Below are 23,950 nucleotides of genomic sequence, written 5' to 3'. Positions count from 1 at the left end.
CCCCTGTGAAGTGCCCGGAACACCTTGCCATGGAAACGCTTGCGAGGGGCACGGTGCCGGGGCGCCCTCCGGGTGCGTCCATAGCGGCAGCGGCACGTACTGCCGCTGGCCGGTGCGCTCTACGCCGGGCCGGCCTCCCGCGTCCCCCACAGGCCGAACCGCTGCGCCGCCGCCGCGGCTGCCCCCACGAGGCCCGCGTCGGAACCGAGCCGGGCGGGCAGCACCTCGACGCCGGAGGCGAAGGAGAGCGTCGCGTAGTCGCGCAGGCGCTCGCGCAGCGGCGCGAAGAGCACTTCGCCCGCGCCCGCCACGCCGCCGCCTATGACGGCGACCTCGATCTCGACCAGCGTCGCGGTCGCGGCGATGCCCGCCGCCAGCGCCTGCGCGGCCCGTTCGAACGAGGCGCGCGCCACGGCGTCGCCCGCTCGGGCCGCCGCCGCGACGGCCGCCGCGCTCCGGTCGCCGTCCGGACCCGGCAGCCAGCCGGCGTCCAGCGCGCGCCGGGCGATGTTCGGGCCGCTGGCGATGCGCTCGACGCAGCCGCGGGCGCCGCAGGGGCAGAGATCCCCGTCGAGGTCGACGCTGATGTGCCCGATGTGGCCGGCGTTTCCGGTGGGACCGGTGTGCAGACGACCTCCCAGCACCAGGCCACCGCCCACTCCGGTGGACACCACCATGCACAGGGCGTTCGCGCGCCCCCGCGCGGCGCCCTGCCAGTGTTCGGCCGCGGTCATCGCCACGCCGTCGCCGACGAGCACCACCGGCAACCCGCCCACCCGCCGCGCCACCTCGGCGACCAGCGGATAGTCCCGCCACCCCGGGACGTTGACGGGGCTGACGGTCCCTCGGGAGGCGTCCACCGGCCCCGCGCTGCCGATGCCGGCCGCCCGCACGCGCGACCAGTGCGCCGCGCCCTTGAGCTCGTCGATCACCGCCGCCACCGCGCCCATCACCGTGGCCCCGTCCTCGCGGGCCGGCGTCGGCCGCTGCGCGCGGGCCAGCAGCCGGCCGCGGTCGTCCACGAGCGCCCCCGCGATCTTGGTGCCACCGATGTCGAGGGCTGCGACAAGGTCGGCGAAGTCGGTGCGCATGGGGACGATCTCTCCTGGTCGGGCAGTGGTGCAGGCTCTGCGGACGCCAGTCTGTCCGGATCTGACAACGTTGTCTAGGCTCTATGCTCGACGTCACCCCGCTCCGCCCCCCCGGTAAGGACGAGCCCCGTGCCGAGCAGCGCCCAGCCCACCCGCAGCCCCTCGCCCCGCTACGGCGCCCGCCCGACGATGAAGGACGTGGCGGCCCGCGCGGGCGTCGGCCTCAAGACCGTCTCCCGGGTGGTGAACGGCGAGCCGGGCGTCACCCCCGACACCGAGCGGCGCGTCCAGGACGCCATCACCGCGCTGGGCTTCCGGCGCAACGACAGCGCGCGGATCCTCCGCAAGGGCCGCACCGCGTCCATCGGACTCGTCCTCGAAGACCTCGCCGACCCCTTCTACGCCCCTCTCAACCGGGCCGTCGAAGAAGTCGCCCGCGCGCACGGCGCCCTGCTCATCAACGGCTCCAGCGCGGAGGATCCGGAGCGCGAACGGGAGCTCGCCCTGGCGTTCTGCGCCCGCCGGGTCGACGGCCTCATCGTCATCCCGGCCGGCGACGACCACCGCTACCTCGCACCCGAGATCGCGGCCGGCATCGCCACGGTCTTCGTCGACCGGCCCGCCGGCCGGATGGACGCCGACGCCGTCCTCTCCGACAGCTTCGGCGGCGCGCGCGAGGGCGTGGCCCACCTGGCCGCCCACGGCCACCGCCGCATCGGCTTCATCGGCGACCGCCCGCGCATCCACACCGCCGCGGAGCGGCTGCGCGGCTACCGCGCGGCCATGGCGGACGCGGGCCTGCCCGTCGACGAGTCCTGGGTGTCCCTGGGCCCCACGACGCCCGAGCGCGTCCGCGCCGAAACGGAACGCATGCTCACTGCACCGGCGCCGGTGACGGCGCTGTTCACGGGGAACAACCGGGTGACGGCGACGGCGGTACGCGTCCTGGCCCGCGTGCCCCGCCGCGTCGCGCTCGTGGGCTTCGACGACCTGGAACTCGCCGACCTGCTCTCCCCCGCGGTCACCGTAGTAGCCCAGGACGCGGCCCGCCTGGGCCGCACCGCGGCCGAACAACTCTTCCGCCGCCTGGACGGAGCGGCCGAACCGCCGCGGCGGGTGGTGCTGCCCACCCGCCTGATCGTGCGGGGTTCAGGCGAACTCCGCCCGGAGGAGTAACGCCCCTCCGCAGCCCCTGCCCCACCGCCCGCCGGCACGGCACCGCCGGGATCCCCGGCGGGGGCGGATCGCCGCGGCGGCGGACGCAAGGGGCGGCGACAGCCTGCTCCTTGGACCGCCGAGACCCCGGCGGGGGCGAACCACCGCGGCGGCGGACACAAGAGACGGCGACGGCCTGCCCCCTAAACCAACCAACCTCCCGCCGGGGACAAGATGCTTACGCCCGCACGGCACCGCCGAAACCCCCGGCAGGGGCGGATCACCGCGGCGGCGGAAACAAGGGCCGTGGCCCTTGACCAACCGCCCCCTGGCAGGGACAAGGTCCTCAGCCCGGCACGGCACCGCCGGGATCCCCGACGGGGGGCGGATCGCCGCGGCGGCGGAATCAAGGGGCGGGGCCAGCCCCTTGACCAACCGAACCCCTGGCAGGGACAAGATGCTTACGCCCCCACGGCACCGCCGAAACCCCCGGCAGGAGCAAATCCCCGCGGCAGCGGACGCAAGGGGCTGCGGCCCCTTGCTCAACCAACCCCCGCCGGGGACAAGGTGGTTACGCCGGGCACCGCACCGGGCCGCAGTCGGGCACGGGCGGGAGGGGTGGGGGCGCAGGGGTAGGGGTCCGGGACGCTGACGTGTATTTGCGGGCCCGATGCGGGAGAGGGCGCGAAGAGGAACACGGGGAACGGGCCCGTAAATATACGGTCCCGGACCCCTGCCCCGGAGCCCCCGCCCCGCACCCCCAACAAACCTCAGCGCCCCGCCACCCCCGCCAACCCCTCCAGACCCTCCCGCCCCAACCCCGTCAAAGCCGACACCTCGCCCTCATCCACCGCCCCGCAGTCCATCCCCCGCAACAGATACCCGCTCAGCGCCCGCGCCGTAGCCGGCTCGTCCAGCACGTCCCCACCGGCCCGGTTCACATACGCGTCCAGACGAGCCGCAGCACCCCCCAGCCCCTCCCGGTAGAACGCGTACACCGCCGCGTACCGCGTCGGCAGATGCCCGGGATGCATGTCCCACCCCTGGTAGTACGCCCGCGCCAGCGACCGCCGCACCAGCCCGAAGTGCAGCCGCCAAGCCTCATGCACCTGCGCCGCAGACCCCACCGGCAGCACATTCGTCGATCCGTCGGACAGCCGCACCCCTGTCCCCGCGGCCGCCACCTGCATCACGGCCTTCGCATGATCGGCCACCGGATGGTCGAGGGCCTGGTACGCCGCACCGACCCCGCACGACGCGCTGTAGTCGAACGTGCCGTAGTGCAGCGAACTGACCCGCCCACCACCCGCGTCGATCATCCGCGCCACCGTGGCGCGCCCGTCCGCCCCGAGGACCGCCTGCGTGGTCTCGATCTGTATCTCGAAGCGGATACGCCCCCGCTCCAGCCCCCGCGCCTTCTCGAACTCCCCCACCAGTTCAGCCATGGCGGCGACCTGCTCCGCGTAACTCACCTTGGGCAACGTGAGCACCAACCCCGAGGGCAGACCGCCGGCGTCCATCAACCCGGTCAGAAAGACATCCAGCGTCCGGATCCCACGATCCCGGACGGAGGACTCAAGGCACTTCATCCGAACACCCACAAACGGCGGCACCACGCCCCCGCCCACACCCCCGCCCACACCCCCGCCCACGCCCCCGCGCCCACCCCCGCACATAGCCGCCACGAGCCCCGCCGCCCGCACAGCCGCCGCGTCCTCCTCCGCGTCGGACCGCGGCCCGTACCCGTCCTCGAAGTCGACGCGAAGGTCCTCTACCGGCTCCCGCAGCAACTTGGCCCGCACACGCTCGTAGACAGGCACAGCAAGCGCCTCGGAAAGACCGAGGACCGCAGCCAGCGAGGAGGCGTCAGGCGCATGCTCGTCAAGAAGGGCAAGCGCCTGATCACCCCAGAACCGCACCGTATCCGCGGCAAAGACATCAGCGGGCACGTAAACGGTATGCACAGGCTGCCGCGTGCCCGGTTCACCGGGGTAGCGCCGGGCAAGGTCGGCGTCGACGTCGGCGAGAGAGGCGCCGATACGTTCCTTCACCGCCCCCGTAAAGGTCGTCGCAACCGACTGCCGCTGTCCCATGGCTGGCCCACCCTCCACGTTTCCGCTGCGCGGAACCGACCGTCCGCGCGGGCGAAGCTATCGAGGCCACCGGAACGGGTCAACAGGCAGGCCCCCGCACGCAGGCCGCACGCAGGCCCCCGCACGCGACAAGCGTGCGGGGGCCTGGTGAAGGAACCGCGAGTCGGGTCAGCCCTTGCGCGTCTTGACCTCGTCGGTCAGCTGGGGAACGACCTCGAAGAGGTCACCGACCACGCCGTAGTCAACCAGATCGAAGATCGGCGCCTCAGCGTCCTTGTTGATGGCCACGATGGTCTTCGAGGTCTGCATGCCGGCCCGGTGCTGGATCGCACCGGAGATGCCCGCCGCGATGTAGAGCTGCGGGGAGACCGACTTGCCGGTCTGGCCGACCTGGTTGGTGTGCGGGTACCAGCCGGCGTCGACGGCGGCGCGGGAGGCGCCGACGGCCGCGCCGAGCGAGTCGGCGAGGGACTCGATGATGGAGAAGTTCTCGGCGCCGTTGACGCCGCGGCCGCCGGAGACCACGATCGCGGCCTCGGTCAGCTCGGGGCGGCCGGTCGACTCGCGCGGGGTGCGGGAGACGACCTTCGTGCCGGTGGACTTCTCGCCGAAGGAGACGGCGAGCTGCTCGACCGTGCCGGCGGCCGGGGCGGCCTCCGGGGCGGCGGAGTTGGGCTTGACCGTGATGACCGGGGTGCCCTTGGTGACGCGGGACTTGGTGGAGTACGAGGCCGCGAAGACGGACTGCGTCGCCACCGGGCCCTCGTCGCCGGCCTCCAGGTCGACGGCGTCGGTGATGATGCCGGAGCCGATGCGGACGGCGAGGCGGGCGGCGATCTCCTTGCCCTCCGCGGAGGACGGGACGAGCACGGCGACCGGCGAGACGGCCTCGACCGCGGCCTGGAGCGCGTCGACCTTCGGCGCGACGAGGTAGTCGGCGAACTCGGCGGCGTCGGCCGTGAGGACCTTCACCGCGCCGTACTCGGCCAGCGTCGCGGCGGCGGCGTCCGCACCGGCACCCAGGTGCACGGCGACGGGCTCGCCGACGCGGCGGGCGAGGGTGAGAAGTTCGAGGGTGGGCTTGCGGACGGCACCGTCCACGTGGTCGACGTAGACGAGGACTTCAGCCATGGCGTTGCTCCTGCGGAAAAAGTGGGGCGGGTGACGGTTCGTTCGGGATCAGAGAGCTCAGATGAACTTCTGGCCCGCGAGGAACTCGGCGAGCTGCTTGCCGCCCTCGCCCTCGTCCTTGACGACGGTGCCGGCCGTGCGGGCCGGGCGCTCCGTGGCCTCGTCGACCTTGGTCCAGGCGCCCTCCAGGCCGACCTCCTCGGCCTCCAGGCCGAGGTCGGAGAGGTCCAGGGACTCGACCGGCTTCTTCTTGGCCGCCATGATGCCCTTGAAGGACGGGTAGCGCGCCTCGCCGGACTGGTCGGTCACGGAGACCACGGCCGGGAGGGAGGCCTCCAGCTGCTCGCTGGCGGCGTCGCCGTCGCGGCGGCCGGTCACCTTGCCGCCCTCGACCTTGACCTCGGAGAGCAGGGTGACCTGCGGGACGCCGAGGCGCTCGGCGAGCATCGCCGGGACGACGCCCATGCCGCCGTCGGTGGAGGCCATGCCGGAGACGACCAGGTCGTAGCCGACGTGCTCGAGAGCCTTGGCCAGCACCAGCGAGGTGCCGAGGGCGTCGGTGCCGTGCAGGTCGTCGTCCTCGACGTGGACGGCCTTGTCGGCGCCCATCGAAAGCGCCTTGCGGAGCGCGTCCTTGGCGTCCTCGGGGCCGACGGTCAGGACGGTGATCTCCGCGTCGTCGTCGGCCGCCTCCTTGATCTGCAGCGCCTGCTCGACCGCGTACTCGTCGAGCTCCGAGAGCAGGCCGTCCACGTCGTCGCGGTCGACGGTCAGGTCTTCGGCGAAGTGCCGGTCGCCGGTGGCGTCGGGCACGTACTTCACAGTGACAACGATCCTCAAGCTCACGCCGGCTCTCCTACTGCATCGTCTCTTCGTAGCTGCCTTGGCAGGCAGCATAGGCGCCTTGTGGGGCGGATTCCGCCCGTTGCGGGCCGCGCCCCGAACGGAATGTTACTCGTCAGTACAGCGACCCGTTCAGCCGGGCGCAAGGCCGGTCGGCTGTGATCTGTCCAACGTGCGAACGCGGGACGTCTCAGTCCCGCAGACCGTTGAAGCGCCCCTGGTGGTAGAGGAGCGGGCTCCCCGCTCCGGCGGGGTCGCCCGCGACGACCTCGGCGAGCACGAGCCGGTGGTCCCCTGCAGGCACCCGGGCCACCACGCGGCACACCAGCCACGCCAGGACACCGTCCAGCAGCGGCACGCCCTCCGGACCGGGGCGCCAGCGCGTGGGCGGGGCGAAGCGGTCGGCGCCGCTGCGCGCGAAGGTGCCGGCGAGCTCCCTCTGGTGCTCGCCGAGTATGTGCACGCCGACGTGCTCGGCCTCGGCGAGTACGGGCCAGCTGGACGAGCCGGTGCCCACGCCGAAGGAGACGAGGGGCGGCTCGGCGGCCACGGACGTGAGCGAGGTGGCCGTGAAGCCGACCGGCCGCGCGCCCTGCGCGGTGATCACGGCGACTCCGGCGGCGTGCCGGCGGAAGACGGAGCGCAGCAGTTCAGGAGTGGCGAGGGAGGTGCCGAGCCCGGGCATGGCCGTCATGAAACTGTCCTTCTCATCAGGTCGGCATGCGCATGTCCATACAGCGCGTGGAGAAACGGTCCTGGCCACATAACGTCACCTTGACGATTCGGGGCGTGAAGCGTCAAGGGCAGCCTCGGAGATGGGAGAGGGATCACGGGAAACGCCCTGCCCCGGGCTTCCCCCCGGCCGCTCACACCGCGGCCCCGAGCGCCGCGATGACATCCGCCGTCCGCGGCTGGCCCGCGGCTCGGCGCACGACGCGCCCGGCGGCGTCGAGGACGAGGACGGTCGGCGTCGCGGTGATGTCCAGCGCCCGCACGAGCGCGAGGTGCGCCTCCGCGTCGATCTCGACGTGCGCGACCCCCTCGACCATGCCCGCGACCTGTTCCAGGGTCCGTCTCGTGGCCCGGCAGGGCTGGCAGAAGGCGCTGGAGAACTGGACGAGCGTGGCCCGTGCCCCGAGCTCCCCGCCGATGTCGCCGGCCCCCAGCCGCAGCCCGCCGCCGTCACCCTCGTGCACCTTCGGCCCCTCTTCTCGTCGTGTTTCCATCCGTGCAGCACCGCGCGGTACGGAGAAAATTCCTCGGGAATTCCCCCTTCCCCGGCACCGACGTGATGAGGATCTCCCGGCCGCCGGGGCGTCCTCGCTGGCCCCTGGACGGGCATTCGGGCACGATCTGGCAGAAGCCGAACCCTACGGCCGCGTAACTTAGCCCGGGAGCCCCCTCCCCCAGGCCCGGAAGGATCCCCCCTCGATGGCAGAGCTCGTCTACCCCCCGGTGATCGGTGTCGCTCGCACCATGTTCAAGGCGCTCGACCTGCGCTTCGACATCCAGGGCACCGAGCACGTCCCCGCGCGGGGCGGGGCGGTCCTGGTGAGCAACCACATCGGCTACCTCGACTTCGTCTTCTGCGGGATGGCTGCCCGCCCCGCCAAGCGGCTGGTGCGGTTCATGGCCAAGGAGTCGGTGTTCCGGCACAAGGTGTCGGGTCCGCTGATGCGTGCGATGAAGCACATCCCCGTGGACCGCGCGGCCGGCATGGACGCCTACAAGCACGCGCTGACCGCGCTGCGCTCCGGCGAGATCATCGGGGTGTTCCCGGAGGCGACGATCTCCCAGTCGTTCACGCTGAAGAACTTCAAGTCCGGCGCGGCGCGGCTTGCCCAGGAGGCCGGGGTGCCGCTGCTGCCGATGGCGCTGTGGGGCACGCAGCGGCTGTGGACCAAGGGGCACAAGCGTGACCTGGGCCGCAACCACGTGCCGATCTCGATACGGGTCGGCGAGCCGATGACCCCCGAGGCGGACGAGCACCCGGACACCCTCAGCGACCGGGTGCGCTCCCGCGTCCAGGAGCTCCTGGAGGCGGCTCAGCGCGCCTACCCGGTGCGGACGAAGGACGCGGACGACACCTGGTGGATCCCGGCGCACCTCGGCGGCACGGCGCCCACGCCGGACCGGGCGGCGGCGATGGACCGGCGCCGCTAGAGCGGGACGCAGCGCACCCGCAGGACACAGCGGCACCCGCAGGACGCAGCACACCCGCTGAAAGAGAAAGGGCGCCCGGCCGCACTCGCGGCCGGGCGCCCTTCGCGGTCTCCGGACGGGCAGCCGCTACTGCCGGCCCATCTCCTCGGCCAGGGCCGCCGCGAACGCGTCGACGTCGGCCTCGGTGGTGTCGAAGGAGCACATCCAGCGGACGTCACCGGCCGCCTCGTCCCAGAAGTAGAAGCGGTAGCGCTTCTGGAGGCGCTCGCTCACGTCGTGCGGGAGCCGGGCGAAGACGGCGTTGGACTGCACCGGGTGCAGGATCTCCACGCCCTCGACGGCCCGTACGCGCTCGGCCAGCCGCGCGGCCATGGCGTTGGCGTGCGAGGCGTTACGCAGCCACAGGTCGCCGCTGAGCAGGGCCTCGAACTGGGCCGAGACGAAGCGCATCTTGGAGGCGAGCTGCATGGACATCTTGCGCAGGTGCTTCATCGCCCGGACCGCGTCCGGGTTCAGGACGACGACGCACTCGCCGAAGACCAGGCCGTTCTTCGTGCCGCCGAAGGAGAGCAGGTCCACGCCGGCGTCGGTGGTGAAGGCCCGCAGGGGGACGCCCAGGGTGGCCGCGGCGTTGGCGATGCGCGAGCCGTCCAGATGGACCTTCATGCCCCGCTCGTGGGCGTGGTCGCAGATCTCGCGGATCTCCTCGGGCGTGTAGCACGTGCCGAGCTCGGTGGTCTGGGTGATCGAGACGATCTGCGGCTGCGCCCGGTGCTCGTCGTCCCAGCCGAAGGCCTCGCGGTCGATGAGCTCGGGGGTGAGCTTGCCGTGCTCGGTGGGCACGGTGAGCAGCTTCAGGCCGCCGACGCGCTCGGGCGCCCCGCACTCGTCGACGTTGATGTGCGCGGTGGCGGCGCAGATGACCGCGCCCCAGCGTTCAGTCGCGGCCTGGAGGGCGACGACGTTGGCGCCCGTGCCGTTGAAGACGGGGAACGCCTCGGCGGTGGGGCCGAAGTGGCCGCGCATCACGTCCTGGAGATGGGCGGTGTAGTCGTCCTCGCCGTAGGAGACCTGGTGCCCGCCGTTGGCGACGGCGAGCGCCGCGAGGATCTCGGGGTGGGCGCCGGCGTAGTTGTCGCTGGCGAACCCGCGGACCTCAGGATCGTGGCGGCGTATGGCGTCGGTCTTGTCGGTCATACCTGCGGAGTCAGCCACAGACGGGTTCCGTTCACTTCCTGGGCGGGCTTCTCCCAGACGCCGACGATCGCCTCGGCGAGGTCCTTGACGTCGGTGAAGCCCGCGAACTTCGCATTCGGGCGCTCGGCGCGCATGGCGTCGTGCACCAGTGCCTTGACGATCAGAATGGCAGCGGCGGCCTGCGGCGGGCCTTCGCCCCCCGCCTTGCGGAAGGAGTCGGCGAGCGCGAGCGTCCACGCCTCGGCGGCGGCCTTGGAGGCGGAGTAGGCGGCGTTGCCCGCGGTGGGCTTGCTGGCGCCCGCCGCGCTGACGAGCAGGTACCGGCCGTTGCCGCTGCGCTGCAGGGCGGGCTCGAAGGCGAGCGAGGTGTGCTGCACGGTGCGGATGAGCAGCTTCTCCAGCAGCTCCCAGTCGGCGAGGTCGGTCTCGGCGAAGGTGGCCGAGCCGCGCCAGCCGCCCACGAGGTGGACCAGGCCGTCGATGCGGCCGAACTCCTTCTCGGTGCGGTCCACCCAGCGGCGCGTGGCCTCCAGGTCCAGCAGGTCCACGGTGTCGCCGGTGACGGTGGCGCCGCCGTGGGCGTAGCGGGCGGCGTCCACGGCCTCGGCGAGGCGGGCCGCGTCCGCGTCGGAGGCGACGACCGTCGCTCCGGCCTCGGCCAGTCGCAGCAGCGTGGCGCGGCCGGCCGGGCCGGCGGCCCCCGCCACAGCCACGACGGCGCCGTCCAGCCGGCCGTTGCCGTTGGTGGGAGTGCTCATGGTCGTCTCCTTCGTCTGCTCGCTCACGCGGCCACCTGCTGGGCCTTCGCCGCGGTGATCCCCTTGGTCGAGGCGATCACGTGCCGCAGCTTCTTGGCAAGCGCCTCGTAGAACATGCTGAGCGGGAACTCGTCCGGGAGCACGTCGTCCACGAGCTTGCGGGGCGGCTGGGTGAGGTCGAGGGCCTCGGGGCCCTTGGCCCAGACGGAGCCGGGGTGCGGGGGGAGGTAGGAGGAGACGAGCTCGTAGGCGGCGAGCCAGTGGACCAGCTTGGGGCGGTCGATGCCGTCGCGGTAGAGCTTCTCGATCTCGCCGCAGAGCTGGTTGGTGATCTGCGGGGCTCGGTCCCAGTCGATGTGGAGGGTGTTGTCCGTCCAGCGTACGACGTCGTGGCGGTGGAGGTACGCGAAGAGGAGCTGGCCGCCGAGGCCGTCGTAGTTGCGGACGCGGTCGCCGGTGACCGGGAAGCGGAACATCCGGTCGAAGAGGACGGCGTACTGCACGTCACGGCCGTGCGTGTTGCCCTCGGCCTCCAGCTTCACGGCCTCCTTGAAGGCGGTGAGGTCGCAGCGGAGCTCCTCCAGGCCGTACATCCAGAACGGCTGCCGCTGTTTGATCATGAAGGGGTCGAAGGGCAGGTCGCCGTGGCTGTGGGTGCGGTCGTGGACGATGTCCCACAGGACGAACGCCTGCTCGCAGCGGTGCTGGTCGCCGATCATGTCCCGGATGTCGGAGGGGAGCTCCAGGCCGAGGGCCGCGACGGCCGCCTCGGTGACGCGGCGGAAGCGGGCCGCCTCGCGGTCGCAGAAGATGCCGCCCCAGGTGAAGCGCTCGGGGGCCTCGCGGACGGCGATGGTCTCCGGGAAGAGGACGGCGGAGTTGGTGTCGTAGCCCGCGGTGAAGTCCTCGAAGGTGATGCCGAGGAAGAGCGGGTTGTCGTAGCGGGTGCGCTCCAGCTCGGCGAGCCACTCGGGCCAGACGACGCGCAGGACGACGGCCTCGAGATTGCGGTCGGGGTTGCCGTTCTGGGTGTACATCGGGAAGACGACGAGGTGCTGGAGGCCGTCGGCGCGCTGGGCCGCGGGCTGGAAGGCGAGGAGCGAGTCCAGGAAGTCGGGCACGCCGAAGCCGGTCTCCGCCCAGCGGCGCAGGTCGGCCACGAGGGCCGTGTGGTACGCGGCGTCGTGCGGCACGAGCGGCGAGAGCTGCTCGACGGCCGCGACGACGCGGTCCAGCTGGGCCCGGGCGGCCTCGCCCGGTGGTGCGTCCTCCGCGGTGAAGTCGATGGAGCCGTCCTGGGACTGCCACGGCCGGATCGTTTCCACAGCGTCCTTGAGCTCGGCCCACGCGGGGTGATCGATCACCGGCTCGGCGGTCGATTCATCGGCCCGTATCGCCGTCGACGCAAGGATTTCCGTCATGGCTGCTCCTCCTCGGGAGAACTTGGCGTTAAGACACCGTATCTGTGCGCGCTTCTCCTGCTCAAGAGGGGAGGCCACAAATTATCCTGCCGAACCCCTGGTCGGGCCGCTGTTTTTCCTGCGCGCTGCCGCCATACGTGTTCCCATATCCACACATCTGACACACCAGTCCCAGTGGCCCCGTGTGCCGTCCTAGGCGGGTTTCAGCCATTCCCCGGTGTTTCCAAGCCCTCCCCCGGCCCTCCCGGTCCTCCGCCGGCCCTCCCCCACTGTCCCCTGCCGTTCCGGAGCCCGCTCTCCCGCGTCCTCCGGGCCTACCCGCCCGCCGCCGGTGAATTCACGAACGTGCAACAGTCTTCCGGTATGCGGACGGTCGGTGACCTGACCTGGACAGAGCGGTGATCACGCTGCCAGTCTCGCGCCATGCCCGTCGCCCACCGGCCCACGTGCCGCACCGCCGCCCCGGCCGCGCCCTCCGCCACCCGCCGCCCGCGCACGGCCCCGGTCGCCGCCTGCCTCGCCGTCCTGCTCGCGGCCGCCGCCGGCTGCGCTCCCCAGGACGACGGCGGCTCCGGCTCCTCGAAGTCCTCCGCCACGCCGCCCACCGCGGCCGCGTGCACGAAGGGGAAACTGGCCACGCAGGTCCCCGGCAAGCTGACCGTGGGCACCGACAAGCCCGCCTACGCGCCCTGGTTCCAGGACGACGACCCCTCGAACGGCAAGGGCTTCGAGTCGGCCGTCGCCTACGCCCTCGCCGAGCGGCTCGGGTACGACCGGGGTGACGTGGCCTGGCAGACCGTGCCCTTCAACACCGCCGTCGCCCCCGGCGCCAAGAAGTTCGACGTCGACCTCAACCAGGTCTCCGTCAGCGACGAGCGCCGCCGCGCCGTCGACTTCTCCTCCGGCTACTACGACGTCCGCCAGGCCGTTATCGCCCTCAAGGACTCTCCCGCCGCGAAGGCGAGGAGCGCCGCCGACCTCAAGCACGTCAAGCTCGGCGCCCAGGTCGGCACCACCAGCCTCGACGTCGTCAACGACGTCATCAAGCCCGACGAGCGGCCCGCCGTCTTCCAGAAGAACGACTACGCCAAGACCGCGCTCAAGAACCGCCAGGTCGAGGCGATCGTCGTGGACCTGCCCACCGCCTTCTACATCACCTCCGCCGAGGTCACGGACGCCCGGGTCGTCGGCCAGTTCGAGGCCGGGGGCGGCAAGCCCGAGCAGTTCGGTTTCGTCCTCGACAAGGGCAGCCGCCTCACCTCGTGCGTCAGCGGCGCCGTCGACTCCCTCCGCAAGGACGGCACGCTCGCCCGGCTGGAGAAGAAGTGGCTCTCCGAAGCCGTCGACGCCCCGGTGCTGAAGTGAGCGCCGGGGAAGCGGCCGCCGGGCCCGGGGACGCCCTGCCGTCCCTGGTGAAGGAGACCGCCCAGGACGCCTACACCCCCTCCGCACGGCGCCTCGAACGGGAGCGCTTCAAACGGGCCCGGGCGCGCCGCGCCACGGCGATCGCCGCCGGCAGCACCCTGGTAACAGGCACCGTGCTGTTCCTGGCCGTCGTCAACTCCCCCGGCTGGGCGCGCACCCGTGAAACGTTTCTCAGCGGCCACTACGCGCGCGAGGCGCTGCCCAAGGTCCTGGAGGGCCTCTGGCTGAACCTCCGCCTGCTCGTCGTGTGCGGGGCGGCCGTGCTCGTCATCGGCCTGCTGATCGCCGTCGCCCGCACGCTGCGCGGCCCGGTCTTCTTCCCGCTTCGCGCGCTGGCCACCGCCTACACCGACTTCTTCCGCGGGCTGCCCCTGGTGATCTGCCTGCTGATGGTCGTCTTCGGCGTCCCGGCACTGCGCCTTCAGGGCGTGACGACCGACCCGGTGCTGCTGGGCGGGACGGCGCTGGTGCTGACCTACTCGGCCTACGTCGCCGAAGTCTTCCGCGCGGGCATCGAGTCCGTGCACCCCAGCCAGCGCGCCGCCGCCCGCTCGCTGGGCCTCACCGGACGGCAGACCCTGCGGTACGTCATCCTCCCGCAGGCCGTGCGCAGGGTCGTGCCACCGCTCCTCAACGACCTGGTCTCGCTACAGAAAGACACCGGCCTCGTGTCGATCGCCGGTGCGGTGGACGCCGTCTACGCGGCGCAGATCCTGTCGAGCAAGAGCTTCAACTACACGCCGTACGTGGTCGCCGGGCTCATCTTCGTCGCCCTCACCATCCCCATGACCCGCTTCACCGACTGGGTCACGGCACGGACGGACCGCCGGCGGGCACAAGGAGGGATCGTATGAGCGGGCAGCCCGTGCTGCGCCTCGAAGCGGTGCGCAAGACCTTCGGGAGCACCGTCGTGCTGCGCGACGTGGACCTGGAGGTCGCCCCGCACACGGTGACCGCCCTCATCGGCGCCTCCGGCTCCGGCAAGTCGACGCTGCTGCGCTGCGCGAACCTGCTGGAGGAGATCGACGACGGAGCGATCCTCCTCGACGGCGAGGACATCACCGACCCGCGCGTCGACCCGGACAGCGTCCGCCGCCGCATCGGCGTCGTCTTCCAGGCGTACAACCTCTTCCCGCACATGACCGTGCTCGACAACATCACACTGGCCCCGCGGCGGGTGCACGGCGTCCCCCGCGCGGAGGCCGAGGAACGGGCCCGGGAGCTGCTGGAGCGGCTCGGCCTGGGCGGCAAGGCGGGCGAGTACCCCGACCGGCTCAGCGGCGGCCAGCAGCAGCGCGTGGCGATCGTCCGGGCGCTCGCGGGCCGGCCGCGGCTGCTGCTCCTGGACGAGATCACGGCGGCCCTCGACCCCGAGCTGGTCGGCGAGGTGCTGGGCGTCGTGCGGGACCTCAAGGAGGACGGCATGACGATGGTCCTGGCCACCCATGAGATGGGCTTCGCCAGGGACGTCGCCGACCAGGTGTGCTTCCTGGACGGCGGGGTCGTGCTGGAGCGCGGCACCCCGGAGGAGGTCTTCGGCCGGCCGCGCGAGGAACGCACCCGGCGGTTCCTGCGGCGGATCGTGGAGGCGGGCCGGCTGTGAGGCGGGCGGCCTCGGGCAGGTAAGGGGCGCTGCCCATTGAGCAGCGCCCCTTACCTCACCTGCGCCGTCCGCCCCGCCGTCAGACCAGTTCCTTGATCAGCAGCTCGAACTCCAGGTCGTCGCGCTGAGGGATCCCGAAGCGCTCGTCCCCGTACGGGAACGGGCTCATCCGCCCGGTGCGCCGGTAGCCCCGGCGCTCGTACCAGGCGATCAGCTCGTCGCGCTGCTTGATGACGGTCATGTGCATCTCGGTGGCACCCCACTCGGCGCGGACCAGTCGCTCGGCCTCCGCGATGACCGCCTTGCCGAGCCCGCCGCCCTGCACCTCCGGGCTCACGGCGAACATGCCGAAGTAGGCATGCGTGCCCCGGTGTTCGAGCTGGCAGCAGGCCACTATCCGGCCGTCGCGCTCGACCACCAGCAGCCGGCTCGCCGGGTCCGTCACCACGGCCTCGACGCCCTCGGGGTCGGTGCGCTGGCCCTCCAGCAGGTCCGCTTCGGTCGTCCAGCCGGCGCGGCTCGCGTCACCGCGGTAGGCCGACTCGACGAGCGCCACGAGAACGGGCACGTCGCCTACGGTCGCGTCCCGGAAGGTCGTCTCGTTGCTGCTGGTGGTGGTTTCCATCGTGTTCCTGGGGTCCTCTCCGTACGGCGGTTCCGGCTCCACGTGAACACTAACCCGGCCCCGGCGCGGGGCCGCCGCCGCTTTCGCGCCCCTGAAGCGCCACCGCGCGTACGCGGGCGCATCAGCATCCTCTCCCAAGCTCCTTCGTGCGCCCATGCGCCCCCATGTGCACGCGTCGCCCGGGGAATCAACCGGAGGTGGGTCTGCGCGTCCGGGGAGGTGTGCCGTGCATGGACCGCCGCTGATCGGCTGGCTGCTGGTGGCGCTGTGCGCCGCGACGGGCGCGTACTGCCTGGTGCGCCTCTACGCGGGCACGCACGGAGAGCGCCCCGCCGTCGGAAGCGACGCCCTCATGGGGCTCGGCATGGCCGCCATGGCCGTTCCGGCCACGGTCCTGGACGCGCGGCCGTGGGAGGCCCTGCTGTTCGCCGTCGTCTTCGGGGCCGCCGGGGCGCACACGCTGGTGGCCGTGGCCCGCAGCCGCCTGGACACTTCTCACCTCCACCACGCCGTGGGCGCGTTCGCCATGGTCTACATGGCGCTGGCGATGGCGGGCGGCCCCACCGGCGGCCGGAGCATGCACGCGGGCACTGCCGCGCATGCCGCCGCGCACGAGCCGGCCGGCACCCCGCTGCTGACGGGACTGCTGCTGGTGTACTTCGCCGTGTACGTGGTCCGCACGGTGGCCGTGCTCGTCCCCGTCACCGTCGCTGCGGGACAGCTCACCTGGCCGGGCCGGCCGGACCTCACGCACGCCTGCCGGCTGTCCATGGGCATCGGCATGCTGGCCATGCTGCTGACGCTCTGAGCGCGCGCCCGCCGCCCGTGGCATGCGTCACTTCGCGTGCGGGACCGTACCTCCGCCCGCGCCGCCGCTCATAGGCTGACGGCCATGATGGTCCCGCTCGCCCTGCTGGTCCTCGGCGCACTGGTAGCGGCGCTGGCGCCGCGCGTGCTGACGCGCTCCGACTGGCCCGACCGCGAACCGGTCGTGGCGCTGTGGGTGTGGCAGTGCGCGGTGGCGGCGGTGCTGCTGTGCTGCCTGCTCTCCATGGCGCTGAGCGCGTCCGCGGCCTGGGAGGCCGTTCGCGGGCACGTCTTCGCCGCCGCGCCGCGCGGCGTCGTCGAGGCGTACGCCCTCACCGCCTACGCCGCGTGGGCCGCGCCGCTGGCGCTGCTCCTGGCGGGAGGTGCCGCGTGGACCGCGTGGATGCTGACCCGCGAGATCCGCTGGGCGCGCGCCGGGCGCCGCCGGCGCCACGCGGAGCTGCTGGTGCGCTCCCCCCGGCTGCCCGGCGAGGAGCCCGGCGAGGACCGCCTCGTGGTCCTGGAAGGCGACCGCCCGGACGCCTGGTGGCTGCCCGGCGGCACGGCCCCGCAACTGGTGATCACGACGGGGGCGCTGCGCCGCCTCAAGGGCTCGCAGCTGGACGCGGTGCTGGCCCACGAGCAGGGGCACGCCCGGGCCCGGCACCACTGGCTGCTGCACGTCTCCTCGGCGCTCGCGAACGGCTTCCCGCAGGTGCCGGTCTTCGCGGCGTTCCGCGACCAGGTGCACCACCTGGTGGAGCTGGCGGCCGACGACGCGGCGTCGCGGCGCTTCGGCCGGCTGACGACGGCCCTGGCCCTGGTCGAACTGAATGAGGACCGCGGGGTGTTCGGGCCGTGCCCGTCCCGGCTCTCCCAGGTGCCGACGCGGGTGGAGCGGCTGCTGGCCCCCACGCCCCGGCTGACGGCGGCGCGGCGGCTGCGGCTGACGGCGGTGGCGTCCCTGGTGCCGGCGGTCCCGCTGCTGGTCACGTTCATGCCGGGCCTGAGCGCACTGACCCGGTCCGGCTCGTAGCTCCGGGACGGGCGGCGTAGCGCCCTCGGGTTCTCATGATCGTCGCAACGCCCGGACACCGGGAGCAATCGGCCGTTACGGACAACAGGTGGCCCTGCCGCCGTCCCATGGGCCACGATCGCCGCATGCACGCCCCTCCGCAGCCCTCGCCCCCGCTCCCCCGCTCCCCCTCCCGTACGCCGTTCGGCCGGAAGACGGTGATCCGCACCGGGCTCGCCCTCGCCGTCGTGTTCGCGGTGCTCCTGGCCCTGGTGGCCGGCGCGTGGGAGCCGCTCGTCTCGCTCGACCGGCAGGTCGCAGAAGGTCTGCACCCCGTGGCCGTGGGGCACCGCGGCTGGACGCGGTGCGTCCGCGTGCTGTCCGACTGGCTGTGGGACCCCTGGACGATGCGCGCCGCCCTGGCCGTGGCCGTGCTGTGGCTCGCACGTCGGCGCGACTGGCTGCTCTGCGCCTGGATCGCCGGAACGTCGGCCCTGGGGACCGCGCTCCAGCAGGGGCTCAAGGCGGCGGTGGGGCGCGCCCGTCCGAGCTGGCCGGACCCGGTGGCGACCGCGCACTACGCGGCGTTCCCCTCGGGGCACGCCCTGACGGCGACCGTCACCTGCGGGCTCCTCGTGTGGCTGCTGTGGCGGCACGGCGTCCGGGCGGCGGTGCTGGGGGCCGCTCTGGCGGCCGGGGCGGTGTCGGCGCTCGGGGTCGGCTTCACCCGCCTGTACCTGGGGGTCCACTGGCTGTCGGACGTCGTGGGCGGGTGGCTGCTCGGCGGGGCGCTGGTGGCGCTCTCCGCAGGGATGTTCGGCACGCTGACGGACCGGCGGGCCGGCGGGCCGGGAACGGGTGGCGCAGCGCGGCCGTGAGCCGGCCCCGACCCGCGGCCGACGCGCCCGGCCCTCTGTGTGACGCTGGGTGCCCTGACAACAATCGGTGAGCCCGCCGTCCGCTCGCACGGACGGGGGCTGAGGGGGCGTCATGACGTTCAAGGGAGTGCTCTTCGACTTCTCCGGCACGCTGTTCCGGGTCGAGCCGGCCGCATCGTGGCTGGCCGCGGCGCTGGAGCGGACGGGCATGCGGATGAGCGAGACGGAAGCGGCCGGGGCCGCCCGGCGGTTGGAGGAGGCGGGTGCGCTCCCGGGCGGAGCACAGCCGCGCTCCGTACCGCCGCATCTGGCCGAGGCGTGGGCCGCGCGCGACCGCAGCGCGGAGGAGCACCGTGCCGCGTACACCGGGCTGGCGCGCGAGGTGCCGCTGCCGGGGCCCGGGATATACGACGCGCTGTACGAGCGGCACATGGAGCCGGCCGCCTGGCGCCCGTACGCCGATGCGGCCGGTGTCCTGGGGGAACTGCGGCAGCGCGGGGTGCGAACGGCCGTGGTCAGCAACGTCGGCTGGGATCTGCGGCCGGTGTTCCGGGCGCACGGCCTCGGCACGTACGTGGACACCTTTGCCCTGTCCTTCGAACACGGCGTGCAGAAGCCCGAGCCACGGCTGTTTCTGACGGCCTGTCAGGCGCTCGGACTGGCTCCCGAGGAGGTGCTGATGGTGGGGGACGACCGCCGGGCCGACGGGGGAGCCGCCGCGCTGGGCTGTGCGGTGCACCTGGTGGATCATCTGCCCGTCGAAGAGCGGCCGGCGGGCCTGCGGCCGGTGCTCGGACTGGTCGGCTGACGGCTGTCGGCAGGCCTGCCGGCGACGCCTCCTGCTGAGGTCCCCTCGGCGGCCCGAGCCCGCCACGCTGGTCTGGGCGGTCCCCCGCGCCGCCCAGGCCAGTCGACACGCCGGAGTCGCCACCACGCCAGGAGCGGGGCAGGACGGCCGGATAGCTCTTGAGTATATTGGCTCGGAGCCAGTCAACGCAGGAGTTATGGAATGTCCCCGCGCAGCGCGTCGGCCAACGAGGAGATGCGCCGCCGTTCCCGTGAGCGGCTGCTCCAGGCGACGGTCGAGCTCATCGGTGAACGCGGGTACGAGGCGACGACGCTCGCCGACATCGCCGACCGGGCGGGCACGGCGCGCGGCCTCGTCTCGTACTACTTCCCCGGCAAGCGGCAGTTGCTGCAATCCGCGGTGCACCGCGTGATGCACATGGAGCTCGAGGCGGGCCTGGAGCGCCCCCCGTGCGCCCGGGACGGCCGCGAGCGCCTCGCCCGCGCGATCGACGCGATCCTCGGGCTCGCCCGGGACCGGCCGCTGCTGATGCGCACCCACATGGCGGGAATCCTCCAGGCGGAGGGGTTCATCCAGTGCCCCGAGCAGCAGCGCCTCGCGCATCTGCTGCACGACACGGTGGCGGCCTACGGCTCCCCGAACCCCGACGCGGACTACCCGCTGCTGCGCGCGCTGCTGATGGGCGCCGTCGTGGCGGTCCTGCTGCCGGGCGCGCCCATGCCGTTCGAACGCCTGCGCGCGGAGCTGTTCCACCGTTACGGCCTCGACTGGGATCTGGGCGTCCCGCCGGGGCCCGAGCCGCCGCCCGCGGGCGCCTGACCCACGGCCCTTGCCCCGTCCGGCCCTCCCGAACCGGCCATGCCCGCCTGTCGCACTCCCGTCCCGCGCCCTCCGGTGCGATCCTGGAGGGACCTGCGGGACATCTGCGGAGATCCGCGGAAAGGGGCCCACCGTGCTTCGCATCGCCGTCGTCGGGTCGGGGCCGAGCGGGGTCTACACCGCCCAGGCCCTGGTGCAGCAGCAGGACGTCCCCGGTGTGACGGTGGACGTGCTGGACCGGCTGCCCTGCCCGTACGGGCTGGTGCGCTACGGCGTCGCGCCCGACCACGAGAAGATCAAGTCGCTCCAGAACAACCTGCGGGCCGCCATGGAGCACCCGGACATCAGGTTCTTCGGCAACGTCCCCGTGGGCGACGGCCCCCGCAGCATCGCACCGCGCAGGCTCCTGGACCTGTACCACGCGGTGGTCTACTGCGTCGGGGCCGCGACCGACCGGCGGCTCGGCATCCCGGGCGAGGACCTGCCCGGCAGCTTCTCGGCCACGGAGTTCGTCTCCTGGTACAGCGCTCATCCGGACGCGGCGCCGGGCGGTTTCGTCCTGGGCGCGCGCTCCGCGGTCGTCATCGGCGTGGGGAACGTGGCCGTCGACGTGGCCCGCGTGCTGGCGCGCGGCGCCGACGAACTGCACCACACCGACGTGCCGGACGCCGCCCTGGGCGCACTCGCGGAGAGCCGGGTGACGGATATCCACATGGTCGGCCGGCGCGGGCCGTCGCAGGCGAAGTTCACCACGAAGGAGCTGCGCGAACTGGGCGCACTGCCGGGCGCGGAGACGCGCGTCCAGGCCGCGGAGGCGGCGCTCGACCCCGCGTGGGCCGACTCCGGCGGCCTGCCGGCGGTGGGGCGGCGCAATGTGGAGGTCCTGCGCGACTGGTCCGGGCGTCCTCCTGCGAGCCGCCCGCGCCGCATCCACGTGCGGTTCTTCCTCCGCCCCGTCGCCCTGCTCGGCGACGGCGCGGTGCGTGCCGTGCGCTTCGAGCGGACGGTGCCGGACGGCCGCGGCGGCGTCGCCGGGACGGGTGAGTTCGAAGACATCGAGGCACAGTTGGTACTGCGCTCGGTGGGCTACCGCGGCGTGCCGATCGCGGGCCTGCCGTTCGACGGCGAGCTGGGGACCGTACCGCACGCGGAAGGCCGGGTACTGCGGGACGGGGCGCCGTCCCCCGGCGAGTACGTGGCGGGCTGGATCAAGCGCGGTCCGACGGGCGTGATCGGCACGAACCGCTCGTGCGCGAAGGAGACGGTGACCTCCCTGCTGGCCGATGCCGGGGCGCTCGCGGCGCGCACGCCCGTGACCGCCGAGGAGGCGCGGGCCGCCCTGCGGGCGGCGGGGCGGCAGCCCGTGGAGTGGCCGGGCTGGCTGGGCATCGAGGCCGCGGAGGCCGCTCTCGGCCGGCGGCTGGGGCGCGGGCCGGTGAAGATCCCGGACTGGGCGGGGCTGCTGTCCGCGGCGCGCGCCGACGGCTGACGATCAGACAGCGGGCGGCCCCGGGGGGCGCGGGTTCCGTCAGGGCGCGGTGCTCAGGCGGGACGCCTGGAGCGACGCCGCCGTGAGGACGGAGGCGAGCAGCCCGGGGAAGAGCGCTTCGAGGTCGTCACGGCGCAGGGCGTTCATCTTCGCGGTGCCCCGGTAGATCTGCTGGACCACGCCGTTCTCGCGCAGCACGCGGAAGTGGTGGGTCGTCGTCGACTTGCTGACCGGGAGGTCGAAGACCGAGCAGTTCAACTCGCCCTCCACCGCGGCGAGGTCGCGCACGATCTGCAGGCGCATGGGGTCGGAGAGCGCGTGCAGCACGCCCTCCAGGCGGATGTCCGCGCGGTCGGGGTGTTCCAGGGAGCGGCCGCTCGGCGGCTGTTTCTGCGCTTCCTGCGCTTCCGGTGTCTTCTGAGCCTTCTGCGCGGGCACGGCTGCTCCTCCACCCAGGTGCGCCGGGGATCTCCACGGCGCACCCATTGTACGAGGACCCTCGTAGTTTGACATCTCTCGTACTACGAGAGTTATCGTACGACGGAAGCCGCTATGGAGACCCCGGCGCACCTGAAGGAGCCCGCTGTGACCGCCATGACCGCACTCTTCACTCCGTACAACCTGCGTTCGCTCACCATTCCCAACCGGGTCTGGATGGCCCCGATGTGCCAGTACAGCGCCGAGGTCTTCGGGCCCGGCGCGGGCGTCGCCCACGACTGGCACTTCGCGCACTACGCTGCCCGCGCGACCGGCGGCGCGGGGCTGATCCTGGTGGAAGCGACGGCGGTCAGCCCCGAGGGGCGCATCAGCCCGGCCGACCTCGGGCTCTGGAACGACACCCAGACCGCGGCGCTCCGCCGCATCACCGCCTTCCTCAAGGAGCGCGGCACCGTGCCGGGCATCCAGATCGGGCACGCCGGCCGCAAGGCGGCCACCGACCGCCCGTGGCGCGGCGGCGGGCCGGTGGGGCCGGACGAGGCCTGGCAGCTTGTCGCCCCGAGCGCGGTGCCGTACCAGCCGGGCCACCCCGTGCCGGAGGAGCTGACAGCGGACCAGATCCAGCGGATCGTGCGGCAGTTCGCGGACGCGGCGCGGCGCGCCCTGGCCGCCGGCTTCCAGGTCGTAGAGGTGCACGGCGCGCACGGCTACCTCATCCACGAGTTCCTGTCCCCGCTCAGCAACCGGCGCACCGACGCCTACGGCGGGGCGTTCGAGAACCGGGCCCGCTTCGCGCTGGAGGTCGTGGAAGCGGTGCGCGCGGTGTGGCCGGAGGAACTGCCGGTGTTCTTCCGGACGTCGGCGACGGACTGGGTGACGGAGAACCCCGAGGACGGGCGCGACGGCTGGAGCGCCGGCGACACCGTGCGGCTCGCGCACGAGCTGCGGAGCCGCGGCGTGGACCTGATGGACGTCTCCACGGGCGGCATCACCTCCGGCATACGCATTCCGACCGGCCCCGGCTACCAGGTGCCGCTCGCCCGCCGGGTCCGCGAGGAGGCCGGCCTGCCGACGGGCGCTGTCGGCCTGATCACCGAGCCGCAGCAGGCCGAGAAGATCCTGGCCGACGGCGACGCGGACGCCGTCCTGCTCGGCCGCGAACTGCTCCGCGACCCGCACTGGCCCCACCGCGCGGCGGCCGCGCTCGGCGCCGCGAAGCGCCTGCCCGACCAGTACGCCTGGGCCGTCTGAGCCCTGCGCCCGGGCCGCCTGAGGCCGGGAGGCAGCCCGGCCCCTCGGCCACACGTACGGCTGAATCTGCCGGGCGGGAACGGGCGGGTGTACGCACTGCTCCCCGCCCGGCCCGGCCCCGCGGCCCGGGGCGTGAGCGCCGCCCCTCCCTCGCGTACGATCCTAGACTTGCGCAACTGCCAGCAGTTTGTTGAGAGGGAGGGGCGGCAGCTGTGGCTGCACGACCTTTGCACGAGATCGTCGAACCGGGCTGGGCGAAGGCCCTGGAGCCGGTGTCCGGCCGGATCGCCGCGATGGGCGACTTCCTGCGCGCCGAGATCGCCGCGGGCCGTACGTACCTGCCCTCGGGCGCCAACGTCCTGCGCGCCTTCCAGCAGCCGTTCGACGATGTCCGGGTGCTGATCGTCGGTCAGGACCCGTACCCGACGCCGGGACACGCCGTGGGGCTGAGCTTCTCCGTGGCGCCCGAGGTGCGTCCGCTGCCCGGCAGCCTGGAGAACATATACCGCGAGATGCACACCGACCTGGGGCTGCCGCGGCCGTCCAACGGTGACCTCACGCCGTGGACCCGGCAGGGCGTCCTACTGCTCAACAGGGCGCTGACCACCGCCCCGCGCAAGCCCGCCGCGCACCGCGGCAAGGGGTGGGAGGAGGTCACCGAGCAGGCGATCCGGGCACTGGTCGAACGGGGGCGGCCGCTGGTGGCGATCCTGTGGGGGCGCGACGCGCGCAACCTGCGGCCGCTGCTGGGGCAGGTGCCGTCCGTGGAGTCGGCGCACCCCTCCCCCATGTCGGCCGACCGCGGCTTCTTCGGCTCGCGGCCGTTCAGCCGCGCCAACGACCTGCTGGTGAGCCAGGGCGCCGCCCCGGTGGACTGGCAGCTGCCGTGATGCCGGCGCGGCACCGGGGGCCCGGCCTCGCCGCGGGGTGTCCGCGGACG

24 protein-coding genes are annotated in these 23,950 nt (G+C 73.1%); 13 read left to right on the top strand and 11 right to left on the bottom strand.

From position 1 onward, the window contains the following. Positions 1-119: 119 nt before the first annotated feature. Positions 120-1,091 carry an ROK family protein gene (locus tag PS271_RS26715; RefSeq protein WP_398385306.1) on the bottom strand — a complete coding sequence of 324 codons (972 nt, stop codon included), beginning with the start codon at positions 1,089-1,091 and terminating at the stop codon, positions 120-122. 189 nt (positions 1,092-1,280) lie between these two features. Here PS271_RS26715 and PS271_RS26710 point away from each other — a divergent pair, with 189 nt between their 5' ends. Next, positions 1,281-2,267 (top strand): LacI family DNA-binding transcriptional regulator, encoded by a 987-nt coding sequence (locus PS271_RS26710; RefSeq protein WP_398387082.1) that lies wholly within the window; start codon positions 1,281-1,283, stop codon positions 2,265-2,267. A gap of 749 nt (positions 2,268-3,016) precedes the next feature. Here PS271_RS26710 and PS271_RS26705 read toward each other — a convergent pair. The 5 genes from PS271_RS26705 to PS271_RS26685 form a co-directional block, all read right to left on the bottom strand. Further along, positions 3,017-4,339, bottom strand: a complete 1,323-nt coding sequence (locus tag PS271_RS26705; protein ID WP_398385304.1) for a DUF6986 family protein — start codon at positions 4,337-4,339, stop codon at positions 3,017-3,019. A 168-nt stretch (positions 4,340-4,507) separates the two neighbouring features. Further along, positions 4,508-5,470, bottom strand: a complete 963-nt coding sequence (locus PS271_RS26700) for an electron transfer flavoprotein subunit alpha/FixB family protein (RefSeq protein WP_398385303.1) — start codon at positions 5,468-5,470, stop codon at positions 4,508-4,510. Positions 5,471-5,527: 57 nt separating this feature from the next. Next, entirely contained in the window at positions 5,528-6,316 is a 789-nt protein-coding gene (locus PS271_RS26695; RefSeq protein WP_356275105.1) for an electron transfer flavoprotein subunit beta/FixA family protein, read from the bottom strand. Between the two features lie 187 nt (positions 6,317-6,503). Beyond that, entirely contained in the window at positions 6,504-7,007 is a 504-nt protein-coding gene (locus PS271_RS26690; protein ID WP_398385300.1) for a flavin reductase family protein, read from the bottom strand. 172 nt (positions 7,008-7,179) lie between these two features. Beyond that, a complete protein-coding gene (locus PS271_RS26685; RefSeq protein WP_398385299.1) occupies positions 7,180-7,539 on the bottom strand; it encodes a thioredoxin family protein in 360 nt (119 codons plus the stop codon). A gap of 205 nt (positions 7,540-7,744) precedes the next feature. Here PS271_RS26685 and PS271_RS26680 point away from each other — a divergent pair, with 205 nt between their 5' ends. Beyond that, entirely contained in the window at positions 7,745-8,476 is a 732-nt protein-coding gene (locus PS271_RS26680; RefSeq protein ID WP_398385297.1) for a lysophospholipid acyltransferase family protein, read from the top strand. Positions 8,477-8,602: 126 nt separating this feature from the next. On the opposite strand, the gene PS271_RS26675 is transcribed toward PS271_RS26680, so the two are convergent. Genes PS271_RS26675 through PS271_RS26665 form a run of 3 tightly spaced genes read right to left on the bottom strand, consistent with a single transcriptional unit; the run spans position 8,603 to position 11,852 of the window. Continuing rightward, positions 8,603-9,673, bottom strand: a complete 1,071-nt coding sequence (locus tag PS271_RS26675) for a threonine aldolase family protein (protein ID WP_398385295.1) — start codon at positions 9,671-9,673, stop codon at positions 8,603-8,605. Then, positions 9,670-10,431: an SDR family NAD(P)-dependent oxidoreductase gene (locus PS271_RS26670; protein ID WP_398387080.1), complete on the bottom strand. Its 762-nt coding sequence runs from the start codon at positions 10,429-10,431 to the stop codon at positions 9,670-9,672. Before PS271_RS26670 ends, PS271_RS26675 begins: the two co-directional genes overlap by 4 nt. A gap of 23 nt (positions 10,432-10,454) precedes the next feature. After that, the gene (locus tag PS271_RS26665) at positions 10,455-11,852 is read right to left on the bottom strand and encodes a DUF6421 family protein (protein WP_398385293.1); all 1,398 of its coding nucleotides are present in this window, start codon (positions 11,850-11,852) and stop codon (positions 10,455-10,457) included. 423 nt (positions 11,853-12,275) lie between these two features. Between PS271_RS26665 and PS271_RS26660 the strand changes: the two genes are divergently transcribed. From PS271_RS26660 to PS271_RS26650, 3 genes are read left to right on the top strand one after another with little or no spacing between them, the layout of a single operon-like run. Beyond that, positions 12,276-13,217: an ABC transporter substrate-binding protein gene (locus PS271_RS26660; protein ID WP_398385291.1), complete on the top strand. Its 942-nt coding sequence runs from the start codon at positions 12,276-12,278 to the stop codon at positions 13,215-13,217. 35 nt (positions 13,218-13,252) lie between these two features. Continuing rightward, a complete protein-coding gene (locus PS271_RS26655) occupies positions 13,253-14,131 on the top strand; it encodes an ABC transporter permease subunit (RefSeq protein WP_398387078.1) in 879 nt (292 codons plus the stop codon). Further along, entirely contained in the window at positions 14,128-14,880 is a 753-nt protein-coding gene (locus PS271_RS26650; protein WP_398385289.1) for an amino acid ABC transporter ATP-binding protein, read from the top strand. Before PS271_RS26655 ends, PS271_RS26650 begins: the two co-directional genes overlap by 4 nt. 79 nt (positions 14,881-14,959) lie before the next feature. On the opposite strand, the gene PS271_RS26645 is transcribed toward PS271_RS26650, so the two are convergent. Then, positions 14,960-15,505, bottom strand: coding sequence for a GNAT family N-acetyltransferase (locus tag PS271_RS26645; protein ID WP_398385287.1), 546 nt, complete (start codon positions 15,503-15,505; stop codon positions 14,960-14,962). 226 nt (positions 15,506-15,731) lie between these two features. Here PS271_RS26645 and PS271_RS26640 point away from each other — a divergent pair, with 226 nt between their 5' ends. The 6 genes from PS271_RS26640 (at position 15,732) to PS271_RS26615 (ending at position 21,321) form a co-directional block, all read left to right on the top strand. Further along, complete coding sequence (locus tag PS271_RS26640) at positions 15,732-16,313, top strand: DUF5134 domain-containing protein (RefSeq protein WP_398385285.1); 582 nt, start codon at positions 15,732-15,734, stop codon at positions 16,311-16,313. Positions 16,314-16,397: 84 nt separating this feature from the next. After that, positions 16,398-17,348, top strand: coding sequence for a M56 family metallopeptidase (locus PS271_RS26635; protein WP_398385283.1), 951 nt, complete (start codon positions 16,398-16,400; stop codon positions 17,346-17,348). 125 nt (positions 17,349-17,473) lie between these two features. After that, positions 17,474-18,205 carry a phosphatase PAP2 family protein gene (locus PS271_RS26630; protein ID WP_398385282.1) on the top strand — a complete coding sequence of 244 codons (732 nt, stop codon included), beginning with the start codon at positions 17,474-17,476 and terminating at the stop codon, positions 18,203-18,205. Between the two features lie 112 nt (positions 18,206-18,317). Next, positions 18,318-19,013, top strand: coding sequence for an HAD family hydrolase (locus PS271_RS26625; RefSeq protein ID WP_398385281.1), 696 nt, complete (start codon positions 18,318-18,320; stop codon positions 19,011-19,013). Positions 19,014-19,214: 201 nt separating this feature from the next. After that, positions 19,215-19,832, top strand: coding sequence for a TetR/AcrR family transcriptional regulator (locus PS271_RS26620; RefSeq protein ID WP_398385279.1), 618 nt, complete (start codon positions 19,215-19,217; stop codon positions 19,830-19,832). A gap of 133 nt (positions 19,833-19,965) precedes the next feature. Beyond that, positions 19,966-21,321, top strand: coding sequence for an FAD-dependent oxidoreductase (locus PS271_RS26615; RefSeq protein ID WP_398385277.1), 1,356 nt, complete (start codon positions 19,966-19,968; stop codon positions 21,319-21,321). A gap of 39 nt (positions 21,322-21,360) precedes the next feature. Here PS271_RS26615 and PS271_RS26610 read toward each other — a convergent pair whose 3' ends face one another. Next, on the bottom strand, positions 21,361-21,759 hold the full coding sequence (locus PS271_RS26610) for an ArsR/SmtB family transcription factor (RefSeq protein WP_398385275.1): 399 nt from the start codon (positions 21,757-21,759) through the stop codon (positions 21,361-21,363). 156 nt (positions 21,760-21,915) lie between these two features. On the opposite strand from PS271_RS26610, the gene PS271_RS26605 reads away from it, so the two are divergent. Both PS271_RS26605 and PS271_RS26600 read left to right on the top strand, forming a co-directional pair. Then, entirely contained in the window at positions 21,916-23,010 is a 1,095-nt protein-coding gene (locus tag PS271_RS26605; RefSeq protein WP_398387076.1) for an NADH:flavin oxidoreductase/NADH oxidase, read from the top strand. A gap of 212 nt (positions 23,011-23,222) precedes the next feature. Beyond that, complete coding sequence (locus tag PS271_RS26600; RefSeq protein WP_120758000.1) at positions 23,223-23,900, top strand: uracil-DNA glycosylase; 678 nt, start codon at positions 23,223-23,225, stop codon at positions 23,898-23,900. Positions 23,901-23,950: the final 50 nt, after the last annotated feature.

The organism is Streptomyces sp. SCA2-17, assembly GCF_044336695.1.
The sequence above is the reverse complement of the archived record's forward strand: the minus strand, read 5'-3'. Positions and strand labels throughout refer to the sequence as shown.

Bases quoted from the DNA above. Each gene is read 5' to 3' on its own strand.
- PS271_RS26710 (WP_398387082.1), top strand. From the start codon at position 1,281: ATGAAGGACGTGGCGGCCCGCGCGGGCGTCGGCCTCAAGACCGTCTCC.
- PS271_RS26645 (WP_398385287.1), bottom strand. From the start codon at position 15,505: ATGGAAACCACCACCAGCAGCAACGAGACGACCTTCCGGGACGCGACC.
- PS271_RS26690 (WP_398385300.1), bottom strand. From the start codon at position 7,007: ATGACGGCCATGCCCGGGCTCGGCACCTCCCTCGCCACTCCTGAACTG.
- PS271_RS26605 (WP_398387076.1), top strand. From the start codon at position 21,916: ATGACCGCACTCTTCACTCCGTACAACCTGCGTTCGCTCACCATTCCC.
- PS271_RS26625 (WP_398385281.1), top strand. From the start codon at position 18,318: ATGACGTTCAAGGGAGTGCTCTTCGACTTCTCCGGCACGCTGTTCCGG.
- PS271_RS26675 (WP_398385295.1), bottom strand. From the start codon at position 9,673: ATGACCGACAAGACCGACGCCATACGCCGCCACGATCCTGAGGTCCGC.
- PS271_RS26630 (WP_398385282.1), top strand. From the start codon at position 17,474: ATGCACGCCCCTCCGCAGCCCTCGCCCCCGCTCCCCCGCTCCCCCTCC.
- PS271_RS26620 (WP_398385279.1), top strand. From the start codon at position 19,215: ATGTCCCCGCGCAGCGCGTCGGCCAACGAGGAGATGCGCCGCCGTTCC.
- PS271_RS26700 (WP_398385303.1), bottom strand. From the start codon at position 5,470: ATGGCTGAAGTCCTCGTCTACGTCGACCACGTGGACGGTGCCGTCCGC.
- PS271_RS26680 (WP_398385297.1), top strand. From the start codon at position 7,745: ATGGCAGAGCTCGTCTACCCCCCGGTGATCGGTGTCGCTCGCACCATG.
- PS271_RS26635 (WP_398385283.1), top strand. From the start codon at position 16,398: ATGATGGTCCCGCTCGCCCTGCTGGTCCTCGGCGCACTGGTAGCGGCG.
- PS271_RS26670 (WP_398387080.1), bottom strand. From the start codon at position 10,431: ATGAGCACTCCCACCAACGGCAACGGCCGGCTGGACGGCGCCGTCGTG.
- PS271_RS26685 (WP_398385299.1), bottom strand. From the start codon at position 7,539: ATGGAAACACGACGAGAAGAGGGGCCGAAGGTGCACGAGGGTGACGGC.
- PS271_RS26705 (WP_398385304.1), bottom strand. From the start codon at position 4,339: ATGGGACAGCGGCAGTCGGTTGCGACGACCTTTACGGGGGCGGTGAAG.
- PS271_RS26715 (WP_398385306.1), bottom strand. From the start codon at position 1,091: ATGCGCACCGACTTCGCCGACCTTGTCGCAGCCCTCGACATCGGTGGC.
- PS271_RS26660 (WP_398385291.1), top strand. From the start codon at position 12,276: ATGCCCGTCGCCCACCGGCCCACGTGCCGCACCGCCGCCCCGGCCGCG.
- PS271_RS26650 (WP_398385289.1), top strand. From the start codon at position 14,128: ATGAGCGGGCAGCCCGTGCTGCGCCTCGAAGCGGTGCGCAAGACCTTC.
- PS271_RS26665 (WP_398385293.1), bottom strand. From the start codon at position 11,852: ATGACGGAAATCCTTGCGTCGACGGCGATACGGGCCGATGAATCGACC.